This is a genomic window from Arthrobacter sp. BGA-UO-ETr-C19, from assembly GCF_059568005.1.
This window is the reverse complement of the sequence record NZ_JCAQPC010000007.1, coordinates 150,607-163,472: the sequence shown is the minus strand read 5'-3', so window position 1 is coordinate 163,472 and position 12,866 is coordinate 150,607. Positions and strand designations below refer to the sequence as shown.

Below are 12,866 nucleotides of genomic sequence, written 5' to 3'. Positions count from 1 at the left end.
ACATCTGCTTGCACTCTCCCCGGGGGAGTGCTAATTATTGATTAGCACTCCAGCGTGCCGACTGCTAATGGGTCGTCCGGTTCAGGCCGGCAGCACCCAGGCGGCGGCGCACGGAGCGAAAGAAACACCTGGTTGGGGTGAGATCCGGACCGTCGGGCATACAGAGGCCTGCGGAAAGGATCGTCCGTCGCGGGCACCGCAGCGAGGTTCCTTCTTAACGACTGTCCCGAAAGGACTATTGCCGTTATGGCCAAGATCATTGCATTTGATGAAGAGGCACGCCGCGGTCTTGAGCGGGGCCTGAACATCCTCGCCGACGCCGTCAAGGTCACCCTCGGCCCGCGTGGCCGCAACGTCGTCCTCGAAAAGAAGTGGGGCGCCCCCACGATCACCAACGATGGTGTTTCCATCGCCAAGGAGATCGAGCTGGACGATCCCTACGAGAAGATCGGCGCCGAGCTGGTCAAGGAAGTTGCCAAGAAGACGGATGACGTCGCTGGTGACGGCACCACCACGGCCACCGTTCTGGCCCAGGCGCTGGTCAAGGAAGGCCTGCGCAACGTCGCGGCCGGCGCTGACCCGCTGTCCCTCAAGCGCGGCATCGAGAAGGCCGTTGAAGCCGTAACCGCCGAACTGCTGAACTCCGCCAAGGAAATCGAAACCAAGGAAGAGATCGCAGCCACGGCTTCCATCTCCGCCGGTGACGACGAAATCGGCGCCCTGATCGCCGAGGCCCTGGACAAGGTGGGCAAGGAAGGCGTCATCACGGTCGAGGAGTCCAACACCTTCGGCCTCGAGCTGGAGCTCACCGAAGGCATGCGCTTCGACAAGGGCTACATCTCCGCGTACTTCGTTACGGACACCGAGCGCCAGGAAACGGTCCTCGAAGACCCGTACATCCTGATCGTCAACTCGAAGATCTCCAACGTCAAGGAACTGGTTGCTGTCCTCGAGAAGGTCATGCAGTCCAACAAGCCGCTGCTGATCATCGCCGAAGACATCGAGGGCGAGGCCCTGGCCACCCTGATCGTCAACAAGATCCGTGGCACCTTCAAGTCCGTCGCCGTCAAGGCTCCGGGCTTCGGTGACCGCCGCAAGGCGCAGCTTGCCGACATCGCCATCCTCACCGGCGGCCAGGTCATCGCCGAGGAAGTTGGCCTCAAGCTTGAGACCGCCGGCCTCGAACTCCTGGGCAAGGCACGCAAGGTTGTCGTGACCAAGGACGAGACCACCATCGTCGAAGGTGCCGGCGACGCCGACCAGATCGCCGGCCGCGTTTCCCAGATCCGCGCCGAGATCGAAAACTCCGACTCCGACTACGACCGCGAGAAGCTGCAGGAGCGCCTGGCCAAGCTGGCCGGCGGCGTTGCAGTCATCAAGGCCGGTGCCGCCACGGAGGTTGAGCTCAAGGAGCGCAAGCACCGCATCGAGGACGCTGTCCGCAACGCGAAGGCTGCCGTCGAAGAGGGCATCGTTGCCGGTGGTGGCGTGGCCCTGATCCAGGCCGGCGCCAAGGCATTCGCCAACCTGAACCTGACCGGCGACGAAGCAACCGGTGCGAACATCGTCCGCGTTGCCATCGACGCCCCGCTGAAGCAGATCGCCTTCAACGCCGGCCTCGAGCCCGGCGTCGTGGTCGACAAGGTCCGCGGCCTGCCTGCAGGCCACGGCCTGAACGCAGCAACCGGCGAATACGTCGACCTGCTGGCTGCCGGCGTGAACGACCCCGTCAAGGTGACCCGCTCTGCCCTGCAGAACGCGGCTTCCATTGCCGGTCTGTTCCTGACCACCGAGGCCGTTGTGGCCGACAAGCCGGAGAAGAACGCCCCGGCCGTCGGCGGCGGCGACGAGATGGGCGGCATGGGCGGCTTCTAGCCTCCCGCTGCTCCCAGCGTCTAATGAGTGCGGCCCCCTCCACCGAGGGGGCCGCACTTTTTTGTCTGCGCATTTTTGTCCGTGCAGTCTGGCAGGATGGTTCGGTGACGATTACTGCAGCAGCCGACGGTTCGGCATTGGGAAACCCGGGTCCCGCAGGGTGGGCCTGGTATGTGAACGACGACTGCTGGCGGGCCGGCGGCTGGCCCCACGGCACCAATAACCAGGGTGAGCTGATGGCCGTCCTGGACCTCTTCCGCTCCACCGCGCACCTCCCTGACGAAGACCTGCACATCCTCTGCGACAGCCAGTACGTGATCAACTCCGTGACCAAGTGGATGCCCGGATGGAAGCGCAAAGGGTGGCGCAAGGCGGACGGCAAGCCCGTGCTGAACGTGGACATCCTCAAGGACATCGACAGGGAGCTCGCCGGGCGGAAGTACAGGTTCGAGTGGGTCAAGGGCCACGCCGGGCACGAGCTCAACGAGGCCGCTGACGAGCGCGCCAGGGCCGTGGCGATCGCTTACCAGCAGGGCGTTGCCGCCCGCTCAGGACCCGGTTTCCCCGATGCGGAACCGGCAACAGGCCGGCGGGCCGTCAAGGAGGGCCGCGGCGAGGGCGGTATCCCTTCGCTCTTTGAGCCTGAAACACGGGCCCGCGGCGCGGCGGAAACACTCGCCCGCGGGGCCGCCGGGTCCCCGGCCCGCAGTGCTGCTGCCAACCGGGACGGCTTCGAGTCCGGAACTCCGGCTCTCTTCGGAGACGAGCCCGACCTCTTCAGCGAACTGGGTGCCGGCGAACTCGGTGACCAGGCGTTTGCGGAACCCCCGGCGGGCGCCACGCCCGAAGAGATTGTCGAGGCCCTGGAACGAGAGCTCCTCCGCCCTGACGTCCGCAGCGACATCGGCCGGACGGGACAGCTCCTGCACCCGGACTTTACGGAAATCGGTACCGCCGGGCGCCTCTGGACCCGCGACGCGATGATGATGTCCCTTGAGGAAAGCCCAGCGGGTCATGTCGACCTGGACGTGCTCAGCGCCGACCGGATCGGCACGGACACGGTCCTGCTGACCTACCGCAGCTACTCCCGCGCCGGCTCAGCCCTGCGCAGCTCCCTGTGGGTCCTGGACGGCGAACAGTGGCGCCTGCGGTTCCACCAGGGCACACCCGAAGCCTGAGCCGCCGCAGGCGTCAGCTGAAGCGCTGCGCGTTGCCCTGCTCCGCCTGCGCATAGGTGTCCGCGGCCGACGACAGGGCCAGGTTGATGGAGGCGAGGGAGGCCTCGACCTTGCCTTGCGTCAGCGTCCACTCGGCAACGAGGGCCTGGAAGTTGGTGGCAGCCGAACCTCGCCAGGTGGCCTGCAGTTCGTCCAGGCCATGCTTCATCGCCTGGACGTCGGCGCTGATCCGGTCAACGGTTGCCTTGACGTTGGCTGATTTCACCTGCAGCTGGTCGGTATCAACGGAAATGATGCTCATGGCGGGCCTCTCGACAACTTGAGGAACTGCCCCGGCAGGACAGTCGCTGTGGCTGGCGGACCGGCCGTTCCGGTCCGCTACATCGAGCCTAGGAACCCGCCTGCAGGCGGCGCCATAGCGGGATTCGCTATGTGGATAACCGGTTCCCGCCGGCAGCCCGGTTCCGGTTGGCAGCGCTGTCCGCGGCTACACCGACTTCGGCAGAGCTGTCCGAGAACGTTCCGATGCCGTCCGCCTCCGGGCTGTCCGCCTCGGGGGAGTCCTCCCGGAGCGGGAGGCTGACCACGAGGGTTGCGCCTCCGCCGTCGGTACCTTCCACCCGGACGGAGCCGCCGTGCGAGCCGACAATGGCAGCCACAATCGCCAACCCCAGCCCGCTGCCGCCCGTCTCCCGGGTGCGTGACGTGTCGGCCCGGTAGAAGCGCTCAAAGACCTTGGGCGCCTCGGTGTCGGAGATGCCGGGGCCGTGGTCCCGGACCTCCAGGACGGACTGCGTGGAACCGTCGTCGGCGCGCCGGACCCCCACGGCGAGTTCGATGGGAGTTCCCCGGGGCGTGTAGCGCAGGGCATTGCCCACCAGGTTGCCGATGACCTGGCGGAGCTTTGCCTCGTCGCCGAGCACCGGCGCCGGTTCTGCGCTGCCGTTGTGCAGGCCGGTGAGGGTGATGGTGCGGTTCCGTTCACTGGCCTGGGTATCCACCACGGCGTCATGGGCGAGCAGCTGCAGGTCGATGGGCTTGCGCTGCAGCGGCCGCTGCTCGTCGAGCCGGGCCAGCAGCAGCAGGTCCTCCACCATAGAGCCCATTCGCTTGGCCTCACTCTCGATCCGGCCCATGGCGCTGGCCACATCCTCTGACGACTGCAGCGCGCCGTGCCGGTAAAGCTCCGAGTAGCCCCTGATCGTCACCAGGGGGGTGCGCAGCTCATGGGACGCGTCCGCCGCAAACCGGCGCATCCGGTCCTCGGAGGCCATCCGGGCCGCGAAGGCCGCCTCGATGTGGGCGAGCATGGCGTTCAGCGACCTGCCGAGACGGCCCACTTCCGTGGAGGGGTTCTCGACGTCGACGCGGCGCGAGAGGTCTCCGGCGGCGATGGCGGCGGCGGTCTTCTCCACCCTGGCCAGCGGGCGGAAGGACCTGGTCACGGTCCAGTTGGCGATGAAAAAGGCGAGGATGAGGGTCAGCACCCCCACACCCACCCCGACCAAGCTGATGTGGCGAAGTACCTCATCCACCGTGGACAACGGCAGCCCGATGACCACCACCGCCCGCTGCTGTTCACTGCCAACAACAACGGGCACAGCCACCACGCGCCAGTTCTTACCGTCAGTGCCCCGCACCTGGTAGGGGCGGAAATCACGCTCGCGGGCTTCGTCAACCGAGATCGACGCAATGTCGGGGCGGGCCAGCTTGTCGTCGATGGGGTCCCGCTGCGTTCCCGGATAGTAGAGCGTCACCGTGTAGTCCGTGGGCACTGCCGGGTTCGCGATGGGGGAGATGGAGCGCTGCGACTGGGCGGCAGCGACGGCGGCCCGCAGCTTGTCGTCCACCTGGCCCTCGAGGTAACCGCGCAGCAGTGTCAGTGCAACCGCCCCGGTCACGGCCAGCGCCACCAGCAGGAGGGCCATCATGATGGCCACCAGCTGGGACCGGAGGGTGGCGGACTTCCAGCGCTCCAGCGCGGACCTCCATCGGTCGAGCAAGGTCAGCGCTTTTCGGCTGTCCGCAGCACGTAGCCGACGCCGCGCTTGGTCTGGATGAGGGCCGGGGCGTCGGGATCGATGTCCACCTTGCGCCGCAGGTAGGAAATGTAGGACTCGACGATGGAAGCGTCACCGTTGAAGTCGTATTCCCAGACGTGGTCCAGGATCTGTGCCTTGGACAGGACGCGGTTGGGATTGAGCATCAGGTAGCGGAGCAGCTTGAATTCGGTGGGGGACAGCTCGATCACCTTGCCGCCGCGGCGCACCTCGTGGGCGTCGTCGTCGAGCTCCAGATCGTCCACCCGGATGACGGCCTCGTCATCCTCCAGCATCGGCTGCGTCCTGCGGAGCACGGCGCGGATGCGGGCCACCACCTCATCCAGGCTGAAGGGCTTGGTGACGTAGTCGTCCCCGCCCACTGTCAGCCCCGTGACCTTGTCCTCTGTGTCATCCTTGGCGGTCAGGAAGAGGACAGGGAAATGCTTCCCCGCGGCGCGCAGCCGGCGGGTGACAGTGAAACCGTCCATGTCCGGAAGCATGACGTCCAGCACCGCGAGGTCGGGCGCGTGTGCCTCGACGGCGGCCAGCGCCTCCCGCCCGTTCCCCGCGGACACCACTTCAAAGCCGGCGAAGCGCAAGGACGTGGAAAGCAGCTCGCGGATGTTCGGTTCGTCATCAACCACGAGGAGCTTCGCTTCGGCGCTGTTCTTTTTCATATCTCCCATGATGCTCCCAGAATCTGGGAGTTTTCTGGATGTATGTTGAGTGTTGCTTGGGTCAGCAGGATTCGACGTCCTTAGCGTCCATGATGCGGTAGGCGTAGCCCTGCTCGGCCAGGAAGCGCTGGCGTTTGGCCGCGAAATCCTGGTCCAGGGTGTCGCGGGCAACGAGGGAGTAGAAGCGTGCCGCCCGGCCGTCCTGCTTGGGGCGCAGCAGCCGGCCGAGCCGCTGGGCCTCCTCCTGGCGGGAGCCGAAGGAACCGGAGACCTGGATGGCCACGGAGGCCTCCGGGAGGTCGATGGAAAAGTTGGCCACCTTGGACACCACGAGTGTCTGGATCTCGCCGGCGCGGAAGGCGTCAAAGAGCTTCTGCCGCGCCTTGACCGGGGTTTCGCCCTTGATGACCGGGGCGCCCAGCCGCTCACCGAGCTCGTCGAGCTGGTCGATGTACTGCCCGATCACGAGGACCTGCTCGCCCCGGTGGTGTTCCACCAGCTGTTCGGCCACGAGGGTCTTGGTCTCGGACGTGGCGCACAGCCGGTACTTGTCCGCGTCCTCGGCCATGGCGTACGCCACGCGCTCGTCCTTGGGGAGGTCCACGCGCACCTCCACGCAATCCGCGGGGGCGATATAGCCCTGGGCCTCGATGTCCTTCCACGGCGCGTCATAGCGTTTGGGGCCGATGAGGCTGAAGACCTCCCCCTCCCGGCCGTCTTCACGCACAAGGGTTGCCGTGAGGCCCAGCCGGCGCCGCGCCTGCAGGTCCGCCGTCATCCGGAAGATCGGCGCGGGCAGCAGGTGGACCTCGTCGTAGATGATCAGCCCCCAGTCGTGGCCGTCCACGAGCTCAAGGTGCGGGTACAGGCCGCCGCGCTTGGTAGTAAGGACCTGGTAGGTTGCGATCGTCACCGGGCGGACCTCCTTGACGGCGCCCGAATACTCGCCGATCTCGTCCTCGGTCAGCGAGGTCCGCCGGAGCAGCTCATCCTTCCACTGCCGTGCCGAGACCGTGTTGGTGACGAGGACCAGCGTTGTGGTGGAACTCGTGGCCATCGCCGCGGCGCCCACGAGCGTCTTTCCGGCGCCGCAGGGGAGCACGACGACGCCGCTGCCGCCGGCCCAGAAGTTCTCCGTGGCCAGCCGCTGGTATGGCCGCAGCGTCCAGCCGGATTCATTGAGCATGATGGGGTGCGGCGTGCCGTCGACGTAGCCGGCCAGGTCCTCCGCCGGCCAGCCGATCTTCAGCAGCAGCTGCTTCAGCTGGCCGCGCTGGGAGGAATGGACCACCACGGTCTCCGCGTCGATCCGCGGACCCAGCAGCGGCTGGATCTTCTTGGCCCTGCTGACCTCCTCCAGCACCGGATAGTCGCTGGTGCGCATGACCAGCCCGTGCTGGGGGTCCTTCTCCAGCCGCAACCGGCCGTACCGGGACATGGTTTCTTCGATGTCGATCAGCAGCGAGTGCGGCACGGGGAACCGGGAATAGGTGAGCAGCGTGTCCAGCACCTTCTCGGCGTCGAGCCCTGCTGCCCGGGCGTTCCAAAGCCCCAGCGGCGTGAGCCGGTAGCTGTGCATGTGCTCGGGCGCGCGTTCCAGTTCGGCGAAAGCCGCGATGGCGTGCCGGGCCTCCGTCGCCTGCTCGTGGTCCACTTCGAGGAGGATGGTCTTGTCGCTCTGGACAATCAGGGGCCCGTCATTCACGCAGGTAGAACCTTCACTGCTGCATTTCCTCTGCTGCTTCGATGTCGATGATCCGGTGGATGGAGAGCACCCGCTCCGTGTCCTTCGCGGGATCGAAGACACGGACGCGTCCGCCCGCCACGGATACCGGAACGACCGTTTCCAGTTTCGCATTCCCCAGGCTGTCCACGACATTCATCACGACTTTTTGCCGGAGCCGGATGGCTTTATGCAGGGTCTCCAGTCCCAGCTGGGTTGCCTCCTCGCCGCCGGCCGGAGCCGGACGGGAACCGTTGGGGCTGGCGGCGTGCTCCGCATGGCTGCGGAGGACCGCGAGCTGGGCGGTGACGTCGGCATCGGGAAGGGCGGTTCGCGGCGCGCTGTAGACGGGGCGCCCGGTGCCCGTAAGGGGCGCGGCGCGGTTGAGGCGTACGACGGCGGATCCGGCCTCTTCGACGGCGGGTGACAGTCCCAGCCCGCGCAGCACAAGGGCCGTCTGCCGGGGAGAGGCCATGGACACCAGGACGGTGGGGGCGATCCGGACCAGGCCAAGGGACGAGGCTGCAGCTTCCCGGCAGAGCTCACTGAGGGCGGCTTCGTCGTCACTCTGGATGAAGCTGGCGGCCGCCCCGACCCGCAGCTTGCCGTGCCTGGCGGCCGTGTCCTCCACGAGATACTGCAGTGGCTGCGGCACGGCGGTGGCGGAGTGCCGGCGGAGGAAATCGAGGATGGCTGCCGCGTCCTGGCCCGAGTCCAGGGCGCGCCGGATGGACTCCACGGAGAACCTGTACGTCGTGGCCGGGCCCTGCCCTTCGGCGTCGGCCATCCGCAGGAGCTGCTCAGCCAGGTCGGGGGCCAGGTATCCCGGCGCCACCGCTGTGAGGTCGGCCTGCAGGAGCACGTGGTTGAGGGCCGCAGGCAGGTGTTCGCCCAGGAGGTTCATGGCGTCGTCAGGCGCGTCCGCGGCGATGGCGGCACCGAGCTGGCTGAGGGCGCCGGACCCGATCAGTCCCAGCAGCTCCGCCTCGGCCAGGACGCCGCTGATCAGGGAACTGAACCGCCGCGCCATGCGGGGCTGCGCCCACTCGGCACGCTGCAGCACTGCCTCTGCGTTGAGCACCGGCGCCGCCCCGTCCGGCATCTCCGCCTCGAGCGTCAGCTCCCGCAGTATCTCCAGGATCCTCTTGCGGATGACGGGTGCGTCGGACCGCTGGGCCTCCGCGGAGAGGGCGTTGACGGTGGCTGCCGGGGCAGTCCGGTGGTTCGCGGGCCCGGCGGGTTGGCCATTCATGGGCTGCCCCACGAGTGACGGGGCCCGCTCGCTGGCCAGCCAGGCGTTGACGAGCCACAGCCACTGTTCCTGCCGCGGCAGCCCGAGCCATTCCAGCTGGGGCGGCTGCACCCAGCTCGAGCTATCCACGTCCAGCCGGATCAGGCCCGCCAGGGCGCTGAGCTCCAGCAACACGGCGGTGGTGTGGTGGTCCACACGGAGCGTCTCGGCGAGCCTCCGCATTTCGCGGATGCCCACGCCGCCGCTCCGCAGGGTGGCCAGTGGCTGGTCCCTGACGGCATACAGCAGTTCGCCGGTGAGTCGCAGGGTCTCGGCGATGGCGCCGAGCGCGGCGTTGCGGCGAAGCGCGGCGGTGGTGACGCCGAGCGTCGGCGCCGGGGGAGTCAGGGAGAAATTGGCGATGATGGCGCCGCCGCGCAGGGAGATGCCCACGCTGTGCGGCAGTTCCACGTGGGCGGCGTCCAGCGGTACCAGCAGGCCCCGGGCCAGCAGCCAGTCAACGGGCCCGACGTCGTGACCTTCAGTTGTGACCGAGGCCTTCCGCTGGGCCTGGGGGACGGCGCCCATGGCCCAGTTGCTGAACCGTGCAAGCAGTGCAGTGGTCCGTTCCGGGGCGCCGGCGAGGAGCGCGTGCAGTCCTTCCGGGGAAGAGGTCCAGTGCTGCAGCGCCAGCGCTGCCTCCATCGGCGTGGTGGCAGCCTGCACGGCTGCGCCGCTGCGGTGCAGCTCCGCGACAAGCTGGACAACGCGCTGGGCGAAGGCCGGCTGCAGCCTGACCAGCTCGGTGTAGCTGCGACCCAGCCCTGCCGGGTATATCCCGACAACGTCCTTGAGGCTGCTCACCGGAAGGTAGAAGCGCTGCCGCTGGGCGCCGGGTCCCGCACCGTGCGGCGGCTCCGCCCGCTGCACCAATGCCAGGTCATGCAGCGACTGCAGGAGCTGCTCAATGGCCGCCACCGTGGAGCCGGCGATGCTCTTCTTCAGCACCGCGGCCGATGCGCTGTGCCCGGTGTCCGTGTTGGTGCACAGGTGCAGCGTCTCCAGGACCTGCATCTGCGGGCGGTTCAGGCGTTCCAGGGCCCGCTGCACGCTCACCCGCGCGCTGGCGCGGGCGGCCAGCGCGGGGAAGTCGGGTACCCCGGGGGAGATCAGGTCCGGCCGCGCAGCGAACAAAGCCCGCAGGGACTCGTCGCTGCGTGCCTCCAGTTCCTTGCTGAGCGCTCGAATGAGGGACATCAGTCCAACGTTACCGCCCGCCGGGGCTTCCTGCCCGGCGGCGGGCGGCAACGCCGTCGACCACCAGCACGAGCATCAGCAGGAAGGCTGCTGGAAGGCCGTAAAGCGCCGTCGACGTGATCCACTGCGGCGCGGCTTGGCCCGCAGCGGCCAGCGCCATGACTGCCCCGACGGCTGCGAGGGACAAAACGGCTAGGAGCACTGCGGTGGCCATCAGTGGCCGCCGGATACGCGCGGATGTCATGGACGTAACGCTAACAGCAGCGCCGCGGCCGCGCCTCAAAGCGGGATTAGCCTGCCAGTCAGGATAACCTTGAAGGAACAGACCAACATGGTCCAGGCAGTCATACCCTGAACCCGCACATCAGTGCGGATGCGGTGACGGCTGGCCATGTCCCAGAACGTCAGAACGAAGAAGGTTGATTAGGTGCCTACCGGCAAGGTCAAGTGGTACGACAAGGACAAAGGTTTCGGATTCCTCGCGGGCGAGGACGGGCAGGAAGTGTTCCTTCCCAAGTCCGCGTTGCCCGCCGGGGTTTCGGAACTGAAGGCCGGCACCCGGGTTGAATTCGGCGTCGCGGACGGACGCAAGGGCGCCCAGGCCCTGGGCCTGCGCGTCCTCGAAAAGGCGCCGTCCATCGCCAAGGCCAAGCGCCCCAGCGCGAGGGATCTCGCTCCGCTGGTGCAGGACCTGGTGACGGTTCTGGACAACCTGTCCGGCACGCTGTCGTCTGGCAAGTACCCGGATGGCAACAAGGGCAAGGCCATTGCCGCTGCCCTGCGTAAGGTTGCCGACGAGCTGGACGCCTAGGCCTCCGATGAACCCGGAACCTGAACAGGCCGAATCCAAGGTGGAACCCAAGGCACCCAAGCGGCGCACCGGTGTCCCGGTGTGGCGGACGGGGAAACCCGACGCCGTGCTGGCCGCTGCCGTGGACACTGCCCGGACCGCCATCGAAGGCATTGCGAAGGCATCCGAAATCGGGGACCATCTGGCCGCCCGCACCGAGGGCGACCGCGTGGTGACGCACCTTTTCGAATCACGGCTGCCGGGGTACATAGGCTGGCAGTGGTATGCCGTCCTGACCCGGAACTCCCGCTCCAAGATGATCACGGTCAACGAGCTTGGCCTGCTTCCGTCGGAAGACTCGATCCTCGCCCCGGAGTGGGTGCCGTGGGCCGAGCGCGTGCGCCCTGAGGACGCCCAGGAACAGGATACGGATGACGTCCAGGACGAAGCTCCTGCTGAAGACGGGGCTGCTGACGGCGCTCCGGGCGAGACTGCCGCGGACGCCGAAACAGTGCCCGACGCCGAAACCGAGTCCGACGCCGATGCAGAGTTGGGTTCCGATCCGGCATCCGCTGATGAGGCTGGAACCGGCGGCCAGACTGAAACTGGAAGCCCAGGGCAGGGCTGATCAGGCCGCCGGATCATCCGCCATTTAATATGCGAAATGCCCCCGCTACCTCGTAGGTAGCGGGGGCATTTCGCATAAGTCCGGACGGAGCCGGACGCAAGCCCGCCCGACGCCGTCGAACCTCAGCTGAAGAGTTTTTGTCCAGATAATGGGGCTTAATGGCCGTCGAAGTCCGATTATCTGGACAAAAACTCAAACTCCTTGCTACTTCTTCAGCTCGCCCACTACGTAGTCGATGCATTCGAGCAGGGCGGAGACGTCGGACGGCTCGATTGCCACGAAGGTGGCGATGCGCAGCTGGTTGCGTCCCAGCTTCCGGTAGGGCTCGGTGTCCACGATGCCGTTGGCGCGGAGCACCTTGGCGATGGCGGCGGCATTGATCGAGTCATCGAAGTCGATGGTGGCGATGACGTTGGAGCGCTCGGCGGCATTGGCAACGAAAGGCGTGGCGAATTCGGAGGCTTCCGCCCACTTGTAGATGCGTCCGGCCGAGTCGGCCGTGCGTCCGGCGGCGAAGTCCAGGCCGCCATTGGCATTCAGCCACTGCACCTGGGCATCCAGCGTGACGAGCGTGGACAGCGACGGGGTGTTGTAGGTCTGGTTCAGCTTGGAGTTGTCGATGGCGGTCTTCAGGTCCAGGAAGTCCGGGATCCAGCGCCCGCTGGCCTTGACGCGCTCGGCCCGCTCCAGCGCTGCCGGGGAGAACAGGCCCAGCCACAGCCCGCCGTCGGAGGCGAAGTTCTTCTGCGGTGCGAAGTAGTAGACATCCGTCTGGGCCACGTCGACGTCGAGGCCGCCGGCAGCCGAGGTGGCGTCCACCAGCACCAGTGCTCCCTCGTCGGCGCCGTTCACCCGCTGGACGGGCGCGGCCACACCGGTAGATGTCTCGTTCTGCGGCCAGGCGTAAACGTCAACGCCGGCCTCGGCCCTGGCGACGGGGCAGGTGCCGGGGTCGGACTTGATGATGGAGGATTCCGCCAGGAACGGTGCCTTGTTGGTGGCCGCGGCAAACTTGGACCCGAATTCGCCGAAGGACAGGTGCTGTGCCTTCTCTTCCACCAGGCCGAAGCTGGCGACGTCCCAAAACGCGGTGGAACCGCCGACGCCAAGGACCACTTCGTAGCCTTCGGGGGCACGGAAGAAGGTGCTGAGGCCTTCGCGGACGGAACCCACGAGGTTCTTCACCGGGGCCTGGCGGTGGGACGTGCCCAGGAGCGTCGTGGCGGCTGCGGAGAGTGCCTCGATCTGCTCCGGCCTGACCTTGGAGGGACCGGCGCCGAACCGTCCGTCCTTGGGCAGGAGGTTTGCGGGAATAGTGATGCTGGTGTCGCTCACAGTGGCTCCAATTTTCGGCATGGAAGTGCGGTTCGGCTGGGTCGGGGCGATGGCCGGCAGGCAACCATGACCGCCACGAAGACCCTCCTTATTCTGCCCGAAGCGCGGATAACGCAGGAACACGGCCCCG

Annotated in this window: 11 protein-coding genes; 4 read left to right on the top strand and 7 right to left on the bottom strand. The window is 67.2% G+C overall.

Features of this window, described 5'->3' with window-relative positions:
* The first annotated feature begins 246 nt into the window (after positions 1 to 246).
* A complete protein-coding gene (gene groL, locus AC57BR_RS02800) occupies positions 247 to 1,875 on the top strand; it encodes a chaperonin GroEL (RefSeq protein ID WP_003804695.1) in 1,629 nt (542 codons plus the stop codon).
* Positions 1,876 to 1,979: 104 nt separating this feature from the next.
* Complete coding sequence (locus AC57BR_RS02795) at positions 1,980 to 3,053, top strand: RNase H family protein (RefSeq protein ID WP_496358238.1); 1,074 nt, start codon at positions 1,980 to 1,982, stop codon at positions 3,051 to 3,053.
* Between the two features lie 13 nt (positions 3,054 to 3,066).
* Here the strand turns inward: AC57BR_RS02795 and AC57BR_RS02790 are convergent, their stop codons facing one another.
* The 6 genes from AC57BR_RS02790 to AC57BR_RS02765 all read right to left on the bottom strand — a co-directional run bounded on the left by AC57BR_RS02790 (position 3,067) and on the right by AC57BR_RS02765 (position 10,227).
* On the bottom strand, positions 3,067 to 3,354 hold the full coding sequence (locus AC57BR_RS02790) for a WXG100 family type VII secretion target (protein WP_496358237.1): 288 nt from the start codon (positions 3,352 to 3,354) through the stop codon (positions 3,067 to 3,069).
* 127 nt (positions 3,355 to 3,481) lie between these two features.
* Entirely contained in the window at positions 3,482 to 4,984 is a 1,503-nt protein-coding gene (locus AC57BR_RS02785) for a sensor histidine kinase (protein WP_496358287.1), read from the bottom strand.
* 74 nt (positions 4,985 to 5,058) lie between these two features.
* Positions 5,059 to 5,772, bottom strand: a complete 714-nt coding sequence (locus AC57BR_RS02780; protein ID WP_043419482.1) for a response regulator transcription factor — start codon at positions 5,770 to 5,772, stop codon at positions 5,059 to 5,061.
* Positions 5,773 to 5,833: 61 nt separating this feature from the next.
* Positions 5,834 to 7,477 (bottom strand): DNA repair helicase XPB, encoded by a 1,644-nt coding sequence (locus AC57BR_RS02775; RefSeq protein ID WP_496358236.1) that lies wholly within the window; start codon positions 7,475 to 7,477, stop codon positions 5,834 to 5,836.
* 13 nt (positions 7,478 to 7,490) lie between these two features.
* Positions 7,491 to 9,983 (bottom strand): helicase-associated domain-containing protein, encoded by a 2,493-nt coding sequence (locus AC57BR_RS02770; protein WP_496358235.1) that lies wholly within the window; start codon positions 9,981 to 9,983, stop codon positions 7,491 to 7,493.
* 10 nt (positions 9,984 to 9,993) lie between these two features.
* On the bottom strand, positions 9,994 to 10,227 hold the full coding sequence (locus tag AC57BR_RS02765) for a hypothetical protein (RefSeq protein ID WP_494018091.1): 234 nt from the start codon (positions 10,225 to 10,227) through the stop codon (positions 9,994 to 9,996).
* Between the two features lie 183 nt (positions 10,228 to 10,410).
* Between AC57BR_RS02765 and AC57BR_RS02760 the strand changes: the two genes are divergently transcribed.
* Together AC57BR_RS02760 and AC57BR_RS02755 are read left to right on the top strand one after the other, a co-directional pair.
* A complete protein-coding gene (locus AC57BR_RS02760) occupies positions 10,411 to 10,794 on the top strand; it encodes a cold-shock protein (protein WP_496358234.1) in 384 nt (127 codons plus the stop codon).
* A gap of 7 nt (positions 10,795 to 10,801) precedes the next feature.
* Entirely contained in the window at positions 10,802 to 11,401 is a 600-nt protein-coding gene (locus AC57BR_RS02755; RefSeq protein ID WP_496358233.1) for a DUF3027 domain-containing protein, read from the top strand.
* A gap of 204 nt (positions 11,402 to 11,605) precedes the next feature.
* Here the strand turns inward: AC57BR_RS02755 and serC are convergent, their stop codons facing one another.
* Positions 11,606 to 12,736, bottom strand: a complete 1,131-nt coding sequence (gene serC / locus AC57BR_RS02750; protein ID WP_496358232.1) for a phosphoserine transaminase — start codon at positions 12,734 to 12,736, stop codon at positions 11,606 to 11,608.
* Between the last annotated feature and the right edge of the window lie 130 nt (positions 12,737 to 12,866).